The organism is Olleya sp. Hel_I_94 (assembly GCF_007827365.1).
In the GTDB taxonomy this organism is placed as follows: Bacteria; Bacteroidota; Bacteroidia; order Flavobacteriales; family Flavobacteriaceae; genus Olleya.
Genome location: NZ_VISI01000002.1, coordinates 1,274,750 through 1,293,526 on the forward strand (window position 1 = coordinate 1,274,750; position 18,777 = coordinate 1,293,526).

Consider the following 18,777-nt stretch of genomic DNA (forward strand, 5'->3'; position numbering starts at 1 on the left):
TTGCTATTTGGCATTTTGTGTTAAATTAATTTAGATTATCCAAACTAACCCAACAATGCAAATATTAATTAATTAATCCATTGAACTAAAAGTTTGTAATTTCTAGCACAAGACAAACATAAAGCTTATCTCGAAGCAAAACGATAAAAAACATTATAAATCGATGAAATGCACTAAATTTTAACATTCATCGATTAAAACACACTAAAAATCGATTAAAAACACATTTCAAAATCCTTTCAAACATTATTTTTATACCAAATTTTAAGTGTAACTTTGAATAGTATAATTTAATATTTGGCATCCTATTTGACTTACTTGTTAAAACCCTTAAAATGAAATCACAACTTATAATCATTCTGTTTTTTATACTATCTACTGCCAGTGCCCAAGATGTAACGTTTACATCTAAAGACATTGTTGTAAACAAACACATAAATGGGACATTATTAACACCTTTAAATGATGACAAACCAACTTTAGCCATAATTATAGCAGGATATGGACCCAATGATAGAGATGGTAATCAAAACTTTTTAAAAACTAATAACATCAAAAAATTAGCAATAGGACTTACCAATAATGGCATTGCAACCTTTAGATACGACAAGCGTATTGTTAAACAAATACGACAAAACAACGTAGATCCTAATTTATCTTTTGATGATTTTGTAACAGATGCCAGTGCAGTATTAGACTATTTTAAAAATTTAAATCTTTATAATAAAATATACATTATAGGACATGATCAAGGAAGCCTAATTGGTATGCTAGCAGCAAAGGATAAAGCTAATGGCTTTATATCCATAGCTGGAGCAGGACAAACTATAGACAGTGTTATTATAGAACAAATAGAAAAAACAGCACCACAATTTACAGAAGATACAAAACGCGTGTTTACTATTTTAAAAACAGGAAAAACAACATTAGATTATCCTGAAGCTTTAACATCCATTTTTAATATTGAAACACAACGTTTTTTTATTAGTTGGATGAAACACAATCCAATTGATATAATGGGTACTTTAAACATACCAACATTAGTAATAAATGGAACTAAGGATTTACAAGTTAGTGAAACCGAAGCTTTATTATTAAAAGAGGCTGCAAGCGATGCTTCTATAAAAATAATAAAAAATATGAATCATGTTATGGTAACCATTGAAGGTGATGACCTTGAAAACTCTAAATCTTATAACGAATCGCATAGACCATTAGCAGATGGTTTATTAGCTAGTATTATAACTTTTATTACAACCAAGTAAAAATTATCAAACATCATAAAATAGAAAAAGCATCCTAAAAAGGATGCTTTTTCATACTAACCAACCAAAAATATGATAATTACTACTCGTTTCATTTAGGTAACCACACCTGTGTGAAAGTCATCATAAGTAATTACACTTTTAATATTACAATTGTCGTGCCAAAACAAACTAACTAACATTTTGTAGTGTTAAAGGTTTATTAAATTTAAAAACAGAAAAAGCATCCTTTATAGGGATGCTTTTTCATACTAACCAACCAAATGTAATTACTACTATTTTCTGTTTAGGTAACCACACCTAGTATTAGAACGTCATCATAAATAATTACAATTTATATTAAACAAATCCTGTGCCAAACTTTGTTTTTAAATGTTTTAATAACCATATTATTTGATTATTTTGCGTTATCTATAAATTAAAATTATGAGTGAACCATTATTTACTAACGACACTATTGTTTTTGGAGTGTTAATGATTGCCTTAGGCTTAATATTTTATACAGAATCTTTAAAAGGCGGTTTCTGGGAAAAATTTTACAAGATTGTTCCTGGCTTGTTTATGGCATATATGCTGCCAGCTATACTAACAACCATAGGTCTAATTGCTCCAGAATGGGAAACAACAACCGAAACTGGTGACATAGTAGCACACAAAACCAACTTGTATTATGTTGCTAGTAGATATCTATTACCTGCAGCACTAGTCTTAATGACATTAAGCATTGATTTAAAAGCAGTTTTTAATTTAGGATGGAAAGCACTTATCATGTTTTTTACAGGTACAATAGGTATTGTAATTGGTGGACCAATTGCTATACTATTAATTGCCACAATATCACCTGACACAGTAGGCGGAATAGGTCCTGATGCTGTTTGGAGAGGTTTATCTACTTTAGCTGGAAGCTGGATTGGAGGAGGCGCTAATCAAACCGCAATGTTAGAAATTTACGGTTATAATCAAGCTGAGTACGGAAAAATGGTATTTGTGGATATAGTTGTTGCTAATGTATGGATGGCTATTCTACTAATTGGTATTGGAAAACGCGCTAGTATCAATAAATGGTTAAAAGCAGATACATCCTCTATTGAGGCACTAAAAGATAAAATGTCCACATTTACTGAAAGTGTTAAACGTAATCCAAGCTTAACAGATTTAATGTTATTGGCTGCCATAGCTTTTGGAACTGTAAGTATGGCACATTTATGTGCTGACAATTTAGCGCCTTTTTTTGGAGAAATAATTTCGGGAATAGAATCTACTACTTTAAAAAACACTTTTACGTTTTTAGATAGTTCGTTTTTCTGGATGATTAGTATTGCTACACTTGTAGCTATATTGTTGTCTTTTACTAAAGCTAAAAATTATGAAGGCGCAGGTGCTAGTAAATTTGGTAGTGTTTTTATATATATTTTAGTTGCAACCATCGGAATGAAAATAGACATTAGTTCTATATTTGATAACGTTGGTCTTATAGCTATTGGATTTGTATGGATGGGTATTCATGCATTACTTTTAATTGGAGTTGCAAAACTTATTAAAGCACCTTATTTCTTTTTAGCGGTTGGAAGTCAAGCTAACGTAGGTGGTGCAGCATCTGCTCCAATTGTAGCTTCTGCTTTTCACCCATCTTTAGCAACAGTTGGTGTTCTTTTAGCAGTATTTGGATATGCTGTAGGAACTTTAGCAGCTATTGGTTGTACAATTTTAATGCAATTAGCTTCTGGAGGTTAGTATTTTTCTGTTTTTTAATTGATATTTGCCCACCTTAAAATAAGTTTTAAATGAAAAAAATTATTGCATTATTAGTATTGGTGTCTTTATTTTCTTGCGGAAATGATGCTAATAAATTGACAGTCAAAGGGACTGTAAAAGGATTAAAAAAAGGGACTATATACCTAAAAAAGGTAAATGATACTGTTTTAGTGACTGTAGACTCAATTGTTGTTAATGGTTCTCCTGAATTTACGTTACAATCAGACATAGATGAGCCAGAAATGTTTTATTTATATTTAAATAAAAACACCAAAGAGGATGATAGGATATCCTTTTTTGCTGATAAAGGTGTTACTGAAATTAATACAACTTTAAAGGGATTTTCTTACGATGCTAAAATAAAAGGATCTAAGCAACATGATGTTTTAGAAGAGTATTTAAGTATGATAGGAAAGTTTAATAATAAAAATTTAGACTTAACTAAAGAATATATTGAAGCAGCAAGAGACAAAGATACTATCAAGTTAAAGCAAACTGAAGCCATATTAAATAGCTTTAAGAAAAGAAAGTATTTATACACTGCTAATTTTGCTGTAACACATAAGGATAGTGAAGTTGCTCCATACTTAGCACTTTCGGAAATTTACGATGCCAATGTTATTTATTTAGACACCATAAGTAAAGTGCTTACGCCAGAAATTAAAGCCTCTAAATATGGAAAACAATTAGAAGTGTACATTGCCGAAATTAAACGTACTGAGCAATAGAAAAAATAGTTTGATATAAAAAAAGCCATCTAAATTTAGATGGCTTTTTTTATTGTTAAAATTTGATGTTAGATCAAAAAAAAAGCTTCTCAATTAGGAGAAGCTTTTTTGAGCCGATGGAGGGACTCGAACCCACGACCTGCTGATTACAAATCAGCTGCTCTAGCCAGCTGAGCTACATCGGCAAAAGAGTTTGCAAATATAATTCTCTTAATGATATCTGCAAGCTTTTTTTTAAAAAAAATTAACCTAATTTGTTAATTCTTTCAATTAATGCACGCCCCTTATCTTCAAGCTCTTTTTTAACAGCGTTAAAATGTGCTTTTTTGTTATCAACGTCTTTAGCATTAGTCTTAGTTATAAGCTCGTCAAAAGTTACTATTGCGTCATCAATGATCGCTTCACTTTGTTTGTTGTCTTTATCAGTGTTTGTGTATTCCCAAACATAAACTGCTTCAATAATATCTCCTAAAACGTAATTAATGTCTTTTTTTAGGTCTCTTTTATTTGCCATAATTTTAAAATTTATTTAAGTGCAAAGCTACGATTAAAGTTCGAAATTAGAACTATTTAAATCCACTTTAAAGCCTTTATTTAATTTATGCATGTTATTTACCAGAATAGGATACAAAGTTTCTTGGTGTCTCGTAAAGTGTTACTTCCAAGTCTAAGCCTTGTTTTAATTTGGCTTTGATTTTATTATAAATTACAACGACAATATTTTCTGCTGTTGGATTTAAATCTTTAAACTCTGCAACATCCAAGTTTAGGTTTTTATGGTCAAAAGCATCTTCTACTTCCATTTTAATGATGTCTTTTAAAATTTTAACATCAATTACAAAACCTGTTTCTTGATCAATATCTCCTGTAACACTAGCTACAAGCTCATAATTATGACCATGATAATTAGGGTTGTTACATTTTCCAAAGATCTCATCATTTTTTTCCATGGACCAATCTTTACGATATAATCTATGGGCTGCATTAAAATGGGCTTTACGACTGACTGTTACTTTCATCACTAATATTTATAAATTGATAAAACTTATCAAAAATTATTTTAAACCAAGCTGTATATAATTCTGGCTGATTTTGGATATCTGCTTTTACATCTTCTAAAGACATCCATTTCCAGCTTTCAACTTCATCTTTATTAATAATTGGCTGATCTTGATAATAACCAACCATAATATGGTCCAATTCATGCTCTGTTAAACCATTATCAAAAGGAGCTTTGTAGATAAAAGATGTTTTTTCTTCAAGTTGTGTTACAAAACCCATTTCTTCTTGTAAACGTCTTGTCCCAGCTTGTATATTGCTTTCTCCTTCACGTTGATGACTACAACATGTGTTAGTCCATAATCCAGGAGAGTGGTACTTACCTAAAGCTCTTTGTTGTAGCATTAACTGATTTTTATCATTAAAAACAAAAACAGAGAATGCACGATGTAATAATGCTTTTTCATGGGCTTCCATTTTTGGCATTAGTCCAATTTGCTCATCAAACTCGTTTACTAAAATTACATGTTCTTCTTTCATTAAAAATATTTGATAAAAACAAAGTTAATAATTAGACTTGGGCTAATTTTTGTTTTAAGTTAATTTTAATAAAAAAAGCATCTCTAATGAGATGCTTTTTCCATATTAATATGGTTGAAATTATCTATTAATAACTATAAAGTTACTTCTTCTATTCCAATCATGTTCTTCTTCGGTACACTTGACTCCGTTACTACATCTATTAACTAACATAGTTTCTCCGTAACCTTTACCTTCTAATCTATCTGGCGATATACCTCCTTTTTGAATAATGTATTGTTTGGTAGATACGTTTCTTCTATTAGATAAAGCCCAGTTGTAGTCATCTGATGCTCTTGAATCTGTATGCGATTGTACATCAATTCTAACTGTTGGATACTTTTTCATGTAATCTATTACCTTTTTTAACTCTAATTCTGCATCTGGTCTTATATTAGACTTGTCAAAATCAAAATAGATTGGATTTAATTTTAAAACTTCGGTTAAATCCATTCCAACTTCTGCAGGTAATGTTGTTTCAGGTGTTAGGTTTAATTTTAAAACAACATCTTCTTTCTTTTTAGGATTAACAACAAACGTTTGGTCTGATTGAGTATAACCATCTTTAGATGCTATAATATTAAATTTTTGCTTGTTACAAGGTCCTTCATAACTAAAGGAACCGTTTTGATCTGATGTCAAGTTTTGAACCTCTACTCCTTTTTCATTTAAAACAACAACACTTGCGTAAGGCAGTATAATATTAGTTGTTTTGTCTACTGTTGTACCAGACACTAACTGCGTACAAAATGATCTAGAAAACTTATAAATATCATCATCTCCTTTACCATTATATCTATTAGAAGTTAGGTATCCAATATTTGAAAATTCGTCAATTATAAATTCAAAATCGTCTCTAGAACTATTAATTGGTTTACCTAAGTTGGTAACTGTTTGACTTGGGTCATCTAACTTAGTCATAAATACATCTAATCCACCAAGACCTTGATGTCCATCTGATGAGAAATATAGTGTTCCATTATTACTTATATATGGAAAATTTTCTCTTCCTTCTGTATTGATAGCATCTCCTAAATTTACTGGTTCGCCATAAGTACCATCTTCTAAAATATCTACATAATAAATATCAGATTTACCTCGAGTACCTGGCATATCACTAGCAAAATATAATCTAGACTCATCTAAACTTAAGGCTGGATGCGCGACATTATAATCGTCATTATTAAATGGCATACTGACTATATTTGACCAAGCGCCATTTTTAAGTTCTGCTTTAAAAATTTTTAATCCATTTACTTTTTCATTACTTTTTCTGACTTTACCATGAAAATAATTGTTTCTAGTAAAATATGCGATATTCCCATCGTGAGTAAAAGATGTTGACGACTCGTGATATTTAGTATTTATAGCTGTAGATAAAGGAGTTACAGCACTAGAATCGTTAGCTTGATAGTATAAATCTAAAAATGGTTGTTCGTTCCATTTATATAATTTACCGTCACCTCTAGAAGAAGCAAAAACAATTCCACCTTTATAAAAAGAGGTTCCAAAATCTGAAAAACGAGAATTTAAATCTAAATTTTCCAATTCAAAATCACCTGAAAGTGATTCGATAGTTTCAAGATAATTTGGAGATTTAGAGAATAATATTGCTCTAGAATCATTTGGCTTTAAAGCAGCAAACTCTTTCATATTAGCATTTGCACCTTCATAGTCACCAATAGCTTTTAAACTCATCGCATATCGATAATAGTACTCATACTCAACTACTGCGTCCAATTTAAACATTTCACCATACCACTTGGAAGCGTCTTCCATTTTAGTATTGAAATAATATGAATTAGCTAGTTTTTTATAAACTTCTGGTGTTTTATTACCTTTTTCAATTAACTTTAATAACTCCTTTGTTGTTTCAACATAGGATAATTTATCATACTTTTTTTCTGTACTACTAGAAATACCATCATTTTGAGCAAATGTTAGATTAAATGATAGTGCAATAATTAAAGTAGAAAGTATATATCTATTTTTCATAATCTTTGTTATCTATGTTTTAAAAGAATCTTGGTGATAAAATTTTAGTTAAATCTCTAGGTTCAAATCTTAAAAATACCTCGAAAGAACCAGAATCAAACTTAGTCTGACCTAAATCTGTTACTTCTCTGTCATAACCAAAACCTAACATTAAACTTTCTGATACCTGATACCCTAACAATCCACTAACTGCAGCATCCCAACGGTATGCTAATCCAACTGTAAATTTATCTTTATATAAAGCATTTGCAGTTAAATCTGCCTGTAAAGGTGATCCTGAAACTTGTTTAACTAAAAAAGCTGGTTTTAATTTTAAATCCTGATTAATATCAAAAACATAACCTCCCATTAAATAAAAGTGCATTCTTTCTGAAGCTTGAGATAAAGAAGCATCGTCAAAATATTTAGTTTCAAGTATATTTGGTACTGATAATCCTAAATACCATTTATCTGAATTACGATAATAAACACCAGCTCCTATTTGAGGTGAAAACTTATTATCAATATCACTTTGCAATAATACATCTCCATTATTATAAGAGCTTAATTCCGAATATTTTATATCTAACAAACTTCCACCACCATTCAAACCAAAAGATAATCTACCTTCATCTGACGTATTTATAGAGTAAGAAAATGACACATCAAAATAGGTTTCTTGCGTTGGTCCAATCCTATCATTTACAACAGATAAACCTAATCCGACATTTTGCTCATCACCAAAAGGAGAATGGATATTGAAACTACCTGTATCTGGAGCTCCATCTAATCCTACCCATTGCGTACGATACAATAATAAAGCACTAAGTCCATCTCTAGAACCTGCATATGCTGGATTTATACTTAAAGTATTGTACATATACTGTGTGTATTGTGCATCTTGTTGCGCAGATAATTCTGTTACATAAAATGAACTTAATACAGCTATTAATATTAAAATTTTATTTTTCATTTGAAATAAGGTATGAATTTATTTTGTTATATAAGAGGCAGCTTTAACACTGCCTCTATAGATTTATTATCGTTGTAGGTATAAATATCCTGCTCTAGATTTAGTTTCTCCTTCTACAGTATACTCAACTACATAAAAGTATGTTCCAACAGGTAATAACTCATCTTCTTGAATTGTTACTCTTCCGTTTGATCTACCATTAAAATAATTTCCTACAGAACCATAACTAGACGTTTCATAAACAATTACTCCCCATCTGTTATAAATCTTAACTGTATTCTCTGGATATAATTCAATATTTCTAATGATAAACACGTCATTATCTCCATCGCCATTAGGTGTAACAGCATTAAATATCTCTAAATCATCTTCCTGAGGCGATGCGTTATTTACATCTAAATAATCTGGTAAACCGTCACCATCACTGTCGACTGCATCATCACCAAATCCAATACCATTATTATCAGGATCAGGATACTCATCTTCAGTTGGTATACCATCATTATCGTCATCTGTATCTAAATAATCTGGTATAGAATCTCCATCTGTTTCGTCATTAGTAGGATCATTATCACCTGTTGGATCTATATCTCCATCTTCAAAATCCGTGTTACCATAATCTTCATTGATAGTATCCACTCCATCACCATCATCATCTGTATCCAAATAATCTGGTATAGAATCTCCGTCAGTATCCCCTTCAGATTGTTCAACTCCGTTAGGAACGTTATCATTATCACAATCTCCATTTAACCACTCAGTAGATTGAGCTACAGTCGTACTTGCTGCAATAAAATCACATGGGTTTTGTGGATCTGTACTATCTAATATCTCTGTACCATTAATTACTCCATCACCATCACAATCTAAAGCTTCCCATTCTTCAGAAACTATAGTTATGTCTTGATTTCCTGCTAAGTAATCACAAGGATCTAATGCATCTGTACCGTCGACCACTTCTTGACCATTTGTCACACCATCTCCATCACAATCTGCTGCAAGATATACTTCATCTTGAGGTAATGTAATGCTTGACTCTAAATACTCGCATGAGTTATTTGGATCTGTTCCGTCTAATGCTTCTTGACCATCTGTTACTCCGTCACCATCTGTGTCTGGATCTGTTGGATCTGTTGTGTTTCCTGCTGGATCTGCTGGTGTTAATGGATCATCTTCTCCTGTAATTTCCTCTGCATCTAATAACCCGTCATTATCACAATCTGCTCCTGAGTCGATTGGTAAAGTAATACTTGCGATTACATACTCACATGCATCATTTGGATCTGTTCCGTCTAATGCTTCTTGTCCATCTGTTACTCCGTCACCATCTGTGTCTGGATCTGTTGGATCTGTTGTGTTTCCTGCTGGATCTGCTGGTGTTAATGGATCATCAACTCCTGTGATTTCTTCAACATCTAATAACCCGTCATTATCACAATCTGCTCCTGAGTCGATTGGTAAAGTAATACTTGCGATTACATACTCACATGCATCATTTGGATCTGTTCCGTCTAATGCTTCTTGTCCATCTGTTACTCCGTCACCATCTGTATCTGGATCTGTTGGATCTGTTGTGTTTCCTGCTGGATCTGCTGGTGTTAATGGATCATCTTCTCCTGTAATTTCCTCTGCATCTGTTAATCCGTCATTATCACAATCTGCTCCTGAGTCGATTGGTAAAGTAATACTTGCGATTACATACTCACATGCATCATTTGGATCTGTTCCGTCTAATGCTTCTTGTCCATCTGTTACTCCGTCACCATCTGTGTCTGGATCTGTTGGATCTGTTGTGTTTCCTGCTGGATCTGCTGGTGTTAATGGATCATCAACTCCTGTGATTTCTTCAACATCTAATAACCCGTCATTATCACAATCTGCTCCTGAGTCGATTGGTAAAGTAATACTTGCGATTACATACTCACATGCATCATTTGGATCTGTTCCGTCTAATGCTTCTTGTCCATCTGTTACTCCGTCACCATCTGTGTCTGGATCTGTTGGATCTGTTGTGTTTCCTGCTGGATCTGCTGGTGTTAATGGATCATCAACTCCTGTGATTTCTTCAACATCTAATAACCCGTCATTATCACAATCTGCTCCTGAGTCGATTGGTAAAGTAATACTTGCGATTACATACTCACATGCATCATTTGGATCTGTTCCGTCTAATGCTTCTTGTCCATCTGTTACTCCGTCACCATCTGTGTCTGGATCTGTTGGATCTGTTGTGTTTCCTGCTGGATCTGCTGGTGTTAATGGATCATCAACTCCTGTGATTTCTTCAACATCTAATAACCCGTCATTATCACAATCTGTTATTGCGGTAATCTCTTCAGTAATATCTGCTATATTATAATTACATTCATTATTAGGATCTGTACCATTTGCAACCTCTACTGAGTCTAAAACTCCATCTCCATCTGAATCGATATCTACTGGTGCATATCCGTCATCTATTGTTACTGTTGCTACACCTTCTAATACAGTTACTATTTCTGGATCTGAATCCGTTGTTGTTAAAGTATCTGTAATATCGGTTGGTAACGTTGTCTCGTCAACATCAACCTCTGTATCTCCTACTGGAATGTCTGTTGCTGTCCATACTCCGTCTATTCCTGTTGTTACAGTAGTTTCATTTCCGTCAACATCGGTAATGACTATTTCTACTCCTTCAATTCCTTCTTCGCCTGCATCTTGAATACCATCTCCGTTGATGTCTTCAAATACAACTCCTGTTAAACCACCAACTATTGGACTATTCTCAAAGTTGTTATCTGCGTCAACTTCTCCTGCTTCTACTGTTACTGGAATACTTCCATCTGTTGTGTCTGTATTTGCTACAGTATCACTATCGTCTGTTGTATCACCATCAACTACATTTGTATTAGCTGGTACTGTCTGTACGATTGTATACTCTCCTACTGGTACATCTGTAAATTCATAGGTTCCATCAACGCCTGTTGTTACTGTTGGATCAACTGTTGCTGCATCGCCATCATCTAATGTTACTACGATTCCTGATACAGGATCGCCATTCTCATCTACGATTGTTCCGCTTACGCTTCCTGGTGCTGGACTATTCTCAAAGTTGTTATCTGCATCAACTTCTCCTGCTTCTACTGTTACTGGAATACTTCCATCTGTTGTGTCTGTATTTGCTACAGTATCACTATCGTCTGTTGTATCACCATCAACTACTTCTGTATTAGCTGGTACTGTCTGTACGATTGTATAGTCTCCTACTGGTACATCTGTAAATTCATAGGTTCCATCAACGCCTGTTGTTACTGTTGGATCAACTGTTGCTGCATCGCCATCATCTAATGTTACAACGATTCCTGATACAGGATCGCCATTCTCATCTACGATTGTTCCGCTTACGCTTCCTGGCGCTGGACTATTCTCAAAGTTGTTATCTGCATCAACTTCTCCTGCCTCTACTGTTACTGGAATACTTCCATCTGTTGTGTCTGTATTTGCTACAGTATCACTATCGTCTGTTGTATCACCATCAACTACATCTGTATTAGCTGGTATTGTTTCTACTACTGTATAGTCTCCTACTGGTACATCTGTAAATTCATATGTTCCATCAACCCCTGTTGTTACTGTTGGGTCAACTGTTGCTGCATCGCCATCATCTAATGTTACAACGATTCCTGATACAGGATCACCATTCTCATCTACGATTGTTCCGCTTACGCTTCCTGGTGCTGGACTATTCTCAAAGTTGTTATCTGCGTCAACTTCTCCTGCTTCTACCGTTACCGGAATACTTCCATCTGTGGTGTCTGTATTTGCTACAGTATCACTATCGTCTGTTGTATCACCATCAACTACTTCTGTATTAGCTGGTACTGTCTGTACGATTGTATACTCTCCTACTGGTACGTCTGTAAATTCATAGGTTCCATCAACGCCTGTTGTTACTGTTGGATCAACTGTTGCTGCATCGCCATCATCTAATGTTACAACGATTCCTGATACAGGATCACCATTCTCATCTACGATTGTTCCGCTTACGCTTCCTGGTGTTGGACTATTCTCAAAGTTGTTATCTGCATCAACTTCTCCTGCTTCTACTGTTACTGGAATACTTCCATCTGTTGTGTCTGTATTTGCTACAGTATCACTATCGTCTGTTGTATCACCATCAACTACTTCTGTATTAGCTGGTATTGTTTCTACTACTGTATACTCTCCTACTGGTACATCTGTAAATTCATAGGTTCCATCAACGCCTGTTGTTACTGTTGGATCAACTGTTGCTGCATCGCCATCATCTAATGTTACAACGATTCCTGATACAGGATCACCATTCTCATCTACGATTGTTCCGCTTACGCTTCCTGGTGTTGGACTATTCTCAAAGTTGTTATCTGCATCAACTTCTCCTTCTGTTACTGTTACTGGAATACTCCCATCTGTTGTGTCTGTATTTGCCACAGTATCACTATCATCTGTTGTATCTCCATCAACTACATCTGTATTAGCTGGTATTGTTTGTTCAACTGTATATTCTCCTACTGGTACATCTGTAAATTCATAGGTTCCATCAACTCCTGTTGTTACTGTTGGATCAACTGTTGCTGCATCGCCATCATCTAATGTTACAACGATTCCTGATACAGGATCACCATTCTCATCTACGATTGTTCCGCTTACGCTTCCTAAACAAGCATTTACTAGATCGTTAGTAGAATCTCCTACAGTTTGACCTGCATTCACATCTACATCATTAGGTACACCTGTAGTAGAATCTACAGTTCCTGTTAATTGACCGTTAGCATCTACATTTGTACTGTTTAATGTTCCACCACCTTCAATAGCATCTGGACACATATCTCCATCACTATCATTATCTAAAGAATTTGGAATCCCGTCACCATCTGTATCAATATCTTCGTAAAACACTGGTACAGTTACCCAATTATCTTCAGGAATACAAGGCTCAATAGATAATGAGTGGTTAGAAGTATTAGAAGAAGTATCTCCAAATCTAAAGCTGACTGATGATACTAAAGAGTATGAAGCAGCAACTTGATATTGAGGAGTAGTTACATCAACTCCTGCGATAAAAGTACCATCACTTACATATCCTCGAGTAAAGCCATCTAAATTAGCAGGATTCCCTGAGTAAGCTATTTCATTTGTAGGTGTATCTACATAAACGTCAGATGCAAAACCGTCAGCATATGTTACAAATTCAAACACATCATTATCTATAGTTGTTAAAATATAAGTTGAAACTGGTGCTGGGGTTGTAGTACCTGCAACAACAAAATCAATTTTAAATTCAGTATAACTCGTCGCAGATGCATGATCAATTTGTGGTTGAAAAAATGAATCTGTACCAGTAGTTGTAACATCTAAAACAAGTATATCATTATCATTTGAAGAAACTATTGTAACAATAGCATCGACACCTGTATAAACATTATTGTATAAAAATGAATCTCCCACTTCCGGGTTATTAATGTCAGAACCTAAATAATTGTTTGGACCTTGAGCCGCACCAAATGATGGAGACTCCTCGTTAGTACATGTTATTACATTTTGTTCATTTATATCTAATATACCATCATTGTCATCATCTAAATCACAACCATCAGGCACATTATCATTATCATTGTCTGCGGTATCATCTGAACCTGGACAAACATCTAAATTATCAATTACACCATCTCCATCACTGTCACATTGACCATTTGGATCTGAAAGTGAAGCATCACTAGCTCCTCCAATAGATTGACCACTAGTTGTATTTACATTATTTGCTACCCCAGTTGTAGTATTAATTGTACCGTTTAAAGTACCATCAGTATTTACACTAGCTAAGGCGATATTGTCACCACCTTCTATAGCATCAAAACAACCATCGTTATCTGAATCAGTATCTAAATAGTCCGGTGTTCCATCATTATCTGTATCTAAACTTTGACAAGCAGATAATATAAACTCGATACCATCAGTACCCGTACCAAATAAACCACCTTGCACAAATTGTAAAGTAAAAGTTGAGACCTCTCCATTAATTTGCATTGTACCAGCAGCTGTTCCATCAGCATCATTCTGAGTTGCATCCTGAACATGTGCTGGATCAGCAGCTGTACCTGTACCTGAATCAAAAACTGTAGTTGCAGTAGAACCAAAATCAGACGTTCCTGATAAAGCAGTCCATGTCAAACCATTTTGCAAGGTTACAATAGCGGTATTTTGTTCATCATTAAGTCCATCTGTACCACCAACTCTATCTAAAAAGATAATAGGATTAGTTACTGTAATTGGATCTCCTAATTGATCAACGTAATTAACCGTTAAAGTTCTGTTCCATATATATTGATTTTGTAAAGATGCTGCATTAGCTAAATTTTCAGTCCAAAAAGCACCATTAGTAAAAACTCCTGAAGTGAAATTATTTTCGTTAGAAGTACTTACTTCTGCAATAATTCCGTTTCCAAAATCATAAGAAGCCGTGTTTCCTGAAATCGTCCATACACCTGTCAAAATTTGAGAAGAACAGACTCCTTCATTTATATCCAATATACCATCATTGTCATTATCTAAATCACAACCATTTGGCACACCATCATTATCTATATCAACACTATCATCTGAACCTTGACAAATATCACTACCATCTAAAACACCATCGTTATCTCTATCACACTGCCCATTAGCATCATACGCTGAAGCATTTTGAGAGGTCCCAATAGTTTGTCCATTATTTACATTAACATTATTTGGTACACCTGTAGCCGCATCTATATCCCCATTTAATGATCCATTAGGATTCAGTTCTGTTGTAACTATTCCATCTCCACCTTCTAAAGCATCAAAACAACCATCATTATCTGAATCAAAATCTAAATGATTAGGAATTCCATCACCATCAAAATCATATACATCAGGCACACCATCTCCATTGGCATCAGCATAGTTTGTGAAGCTACCATCTCCAGTACCATTGTCTATTGTATCATTCCAGTTTGGAATACCATCACCATCTTCATCATAACTTGGAGAATAACCATTTGATTCGTCAATATCTAAAATACCATCATCGTCATCATCTAAATCATCAATATCACTAAATCCATCACCATCTTCATCTGGTAAAGAAAAAATAAATAATTTACCGTCTCCGTGATCAGCACTTGTTGCAGTAATTCTTACATCCGTAATAAAAGACCCTTGAGGAGCTATATCGTTTACGTAAAAAAGAGCAATACCAATAGTCCCACCATTGGTAACCACTACTCTGTCACTTAACCAATAATCCGAAGTACTAGTTGGAGCTACTACCGTACCAACAGTACCAAAACTACTAGAACTACCTGTTCCTCCATGACCATAGTAAGTAGGACCTTGAGGATTAACAAAAGTAGAACCCAAAGATTGATTAGCACCTCCACCAACTGGGGTTCCAAAAAACTCAATATGATAACAATTATTTGCGTTACGTTCTGTAATCGCTATAATACTTCCTGAAGTACTACGTATAGCCGGAGAATATGAAAATGTTTGCTTCTGCGCAATTAAAGTTGATTGAGCTGCTGAAAAATCATTACAAATAGCTTGTCCATTATTACTAGCTTCAAAAAAGTGATTCAAATTTTTATCTTGAAATGCTGCTAAAGCTGATGCATCCCAAGTTGGACTAGCACTAGTAGACTCAACAAGAGTGTTGTTAAGACGCACTCTATTGGCAGCATTTCCACCAGTAGTACCTACTTGAGTCATAGTATAAGACTGAGGACTTCCAAAATCCACAAAAACTCTTGTGCCAACAGTTATACTCTGAATTGTAGCGGGATCATTAAGCGTAGTTTGCACATCACTCCACTGAAAAGAAACACCAGTTTTTATACTTGGCGCATTAGTCTGAGAAAATAAACTAGTAAAAGAAAATAAAGTAAACACCAATAAACCAAGTGCTTTGTCTCTAGATAATCGAAAAAAGATTTTCATGTTGTTGAGGGTAAGATTATTTAATAATCAATTTTAAAAAATAGTATTTGCTATTAATTGTGGTTTTAGCCACACAAAGTGCGAATTTAATTACTTACAATCTTTATAGATTTAAATACACGCCTAAAAGTGTTAATTTTCGTTAAAGTGTAGTTTTTTCGGACAAACATTACATCGAAAAACAAAAAAATTCATTCATATTTTAAAAATAATTATCGACAAAGTGCAAATATGATAGATAAAAATTTAAATTATAATTAAATGTATGAATTTTCTTAAAAATTTTATTGATTATCAAGTACTTACAACACTATTAAATGAAATAATAAATGGTTTTGACTAGTAGGACATCTAACCCTATACCTATATATTTGTAAAAATTATTTTAATGAAGTTTTTAGACGAAATAAAAAGAAGGAGAACCTTTGGTATTATATCACATCCTGATGCAGGAAAAACAACACTTACAGAAAAGTTGTTACTTTTTGGTGGAGCTATTAATGAAGCTGGAGCAGTTAAGAGTAACAAAATTAAAAAAGGTGCTACTAGTGATTTTATGGAAATTGAACGCCAACGTGGTATATCTGTAGCTACTTCTGTTCTTGCATTTGAATATGATGGTATCAAAATAAACATATTAGATACCCCAGGACATAAGGATTTTGCTGAAGATACCTTCAGAACATTAACAGCTGTTGATAGTGTAATAGTTGTAATTGATGTTGCTAAAGGTGTTGAGGAACAAACGGAAAAACTTGTAGAAGTTTGTAGAATGCGGAACATACCAATGATTGTTTTTATTAATAAAATGGATCGTGAGGGTAAAGATGCATTTGAATTATTAGATGAAATAGAACAAAAATTAAAATTAACGGTAACACCTTTAAGTTTCCCAATTGGTATGGGTTATGATTTTAAAGGAATATATAATATTTGGGAGAAAAATATTAATCTGTTTAGTGGTGACAGTAGAAAAAACATTGAGGAAACCATTGAAATAAATGATCTTGAATCGACAGAGTTAAATACTTTAATAGGAGAGAAATCAGCTAACACTTTACGTGAAGAAATTGAATTAGTTGAAGGGATCTATCCTAAATTTAGTAATGAAGATTACTTAAAAGGAGAGTTACAGCCTGTATTTTTTGGATCAGCATTAAACAGTTTTGGTGTCAGAGAATTATTAGATTGTTTTGTTGAAATAGCTCCGAAACCAAGACCAAAAAATAGTGAAGAGCGACTTGTTTTACCTGAGGAAGATAAATTTTCTGGTTTTGTATTTAAAATTCACGCAAATATGGATCCTAATCACAGAAATAGATTAGCTTTTGTTAAAATAGTTTCGGGTGAGTTTAAAAGAAATACTCCGTATTTACATGTAAGACATAATAAAAAAGTTAAATTTTCTAGCCCAAACGCTTTTTTTGCAGAAAAAAAAGAAATTGTAGATATCTCTTATCCTGGTGATATTGTTGGTCTACAAGATACTGGAACCTTTAAAATTGGTGATACACTTACAGAAGGTGAAATACTAAACTATAAAGGAATACCAAGTTTTTCTCCTGAGCACTTTAGATATATAAATAATGCAGACCCATTAAAGTCTAAACAACTTTTTAAAGGAATTGATCAGTTAATGGATGAAGGTGTTGCACAGTTATTTACATTAGAACTTAATGGAAGAAAGGTAATTGGTACTGTTGGAGCATTACAATATGAAGTTATACAATATAGGTTAGAACATGAATATGGTGCTAAATGTACCTATGAAAACTTAAATGTGTATAAAGCGTGTTGGGTTGATCCTGAAGACAAAAAAAATAGTGAGTACAAAGAATTTTTACGCGTTAAACAGCGTTATTTAGCTAAGGATAAAAGAGGACAATTAGTATTTTTAGCAGATTCACCTTTTTCTTTACAAATGACTCAACAAAAATATCCAAGTGTTAAATTTCATTACGTTTCGGAATTTGAATAGTAAAAAATCACATTTAAATCGTTTTAATACACGATAAAGATCCACACTTAATGTCACTATTTAAATTTACAAAAACCTCTTTAAATGCGGTTAAATAAAGTCAAAAACTTGATTAATATAGTTAAAACTAATTTTAATTTTTTTTATAATAGTTTTTGACTATTTAAAATTTAATTAATATAAAAAAGCCTTTCTAATTTTATAGAAAGGCTTTTTTATTTATGCTTGCCCAGTAGGTCCAAAATTTAAAGGAATTGGTGGCTGTTCATAATCCTTAATTTCGCCATGTGCTTTTTCAAATCTCTTGACATTTTCGCTTAAAGCTTTTAATAATCTTTTAGCGTGTTGTGGTGTTAATATAATTCTAGACTTTACTTTGCTTTTAGGCGTACCAGGCATTATACTAACAAAATCAACAACAAACTCTGAGACTGAGTGATTTATAATAGCTAAGTTAGAGTATATACCCTCTGCAATTTTCTCGTCTAATTCTATATTAATTTGACCTTGTTTAGGTTTATTATCATTATTATCTGACATATGTTATTTTTT

General features: G+C 33.4%; 11 protein-coding genes and 1 tRNA gene. 4 read left to right on the forward strand and 8 right to left on the reverse strand.

What is annotated here, in order from left to right; genetic code table 11:
* Nucleotides 1-335 precede the first annotated feature (335 nt).
* The 3 genes from JM82_RS08925 to JM82_RS08935 all read left to right on the forward strand — a co-directional run bounded on the left by JM82_RS08925 (nucleotide 336) and on the right by JM82_RS08935 (nucleotide 3,748).
* Nucleotides 336-1,265: an alpha/beta hydrolase gene (locus JM82_RS08925; RefSeq protein ID WP_145002497.1), complete on the forward strand. Its 930-nt coding sequence runs from the start codon at nucleotides 336-338 to the stop codon at nucleotides 1,263-1,265.
* A gap of 426 nt (nucleotides 1,266-1,691) precedes the next feature.
* Nucleotides 1,692-2,999: a DUF819 domain-containing protein gene (locus JM82_RS08930; RefSeq protein ID WP_145002500.1), complete on the forward strand. Its 1,308-nt coding sequence runs from the start codon at nucleotides 1,692-1,694 to the stop codon at nucleotides 2,997-2,999.
* Nucleotides 3,000-3,049: 50 nt separating this feature from the next.
* Entirely contained in the window at nucleotides 3,050-3,748 is a 699-nt protein-coding gene (locus JM82_RS08935; protein ID WP_145002503.1) for a DUF4369 domain-containing protein, read from the forward strand.
* Between the two features lie 111 nt (nucleotides 3,749-3,859).
* On the opposite strand, the gene JM82_RS08940 is transcribed toward JM82_RS08935, so the two are convergent.
* The 7 genes from JM82_RS08940 to JM82_RS08970 form a co-directional block, all read right to left on the reverse strand.
* Nucleotides 3,860-3,933: transfer RNA gene (locus tag JM82_RS08940), tRNA-Thr, on the reverse strand.
* 59 nt (nucleotides 3,934-3,992) lie between these two features.
* Nucleotides 3,993-4,262, reverse strand: coding sequence for a hypothetical protein (locus tag JM82_RS08945; RefSeq protein WP_145002506.1), 270 nt, complete (start codon nucleotides 4,260-4,262; stop codon nucleotides 3,993-3,995).
* Nucleotides 4,263-4,356: 94 nt separating this feature from the next.
* Nucleotides 4,357-4,767, reverse strand: a complete 411-nt coding sequence (locus tag JM82_RS08950; protein WP_145002509.1) for a 6-pyruvoyl trahydropterin synthase family protein — start codon at nucleotides 4,765-4,767, stop codon at nucleotides 4,357-4,359.
* Complete coding sequence (gene idi, locus JM82_RS08955) at nucleotides 4,745-5,287, reverse strand: isopentenyl-diphosphate Delta-isomerase (protein ID WP_145002512.1); 543 nt, start codon at nucleotides 5,285-5,287, stop codon at nucleotides 4,745-4,747. Before idi ends, JM82_RS08950 begins: the two co-directional genes overlap by 23 nt.
* A gap of 120 nt (nucleotides 5,288-5,407) precedes the next feature.
* Nucleotides 5,408-7,321 carry an OmpA family protein gene (locus JM82_RS08960; protein ID WP_145002515.1) on the reverse strand — a complete coding sequence of 638 codons (1,914 nt, stop codon included), beginning with the start codon at nucleotides 7,319-7,321 and terminating at the stop codon, nucleotides 5,408-5,410.
* Nucleotides 7,322-7,340: 19 nt separating this feature from the next.
* Entirely contained in the window at nucleotides 7,341-8,273 is a 933-nt protein-coding gene (locus JM82_RS08965) for a type IX secretion system membrane protein PorP/SprF (protein WP_145002518.1), read from the reverse strand.
* A gap of 66 nt (nucleotides 8,274-8,339) precedes the next feature.
* Nucleotides 8,340-16,247 carry a carboxypeptidase regulatory-like domain-containing protein gene (locus JM82_RS08970; protein ID WP_145002521.1) on the reverse strand — a complete coding sequence of 2,636 codons (7,908 nt, stop codon included), beginning with the start codon at nucleotides 16,245-16,247 and terminating at the stop codon, nucleotides 8,340-8,342.
* A gap of 388 nt (nucleotides 16,248-16,635) precedes the next feature.
* On the opposite strand from JM82_RS08970, the gene JM82_RS08975 reads away from it, so the two are divergent.
* The gene (locus JM82_RS08975; protein WP_145002524.1) at nucleotides 16,636-18,225 is read left to right on the forward strand and encodes a peptide chain release factor 3; all 1,590 of its coding nucleotides are present in this window, start codon (nucleotides 16,636-16,638) and stop codon (nucleotides 18,223-18,225) included.
* A gap of 219 nt (nucleotides 18,226-18,444) precedes the next feature.
* On the opposite strand, the gene JM82_RS08980 is transcribed toward JM82_RS08975, so the two are convergent.
* Nucleotides 18,445-18,765, reverse strand: a complete 321-nt coding sequence (locus tag JM82_RS08980) for a DUF3467 domain-containing protein (RefSeq protein WP_145002527.1) — start codon at nucleotides 18,763-18,765, stop codon at nucleotides 18,445-18,447.
* Nucleotides 18,766-18,777 lie beyond the last annotated feature (12 nt).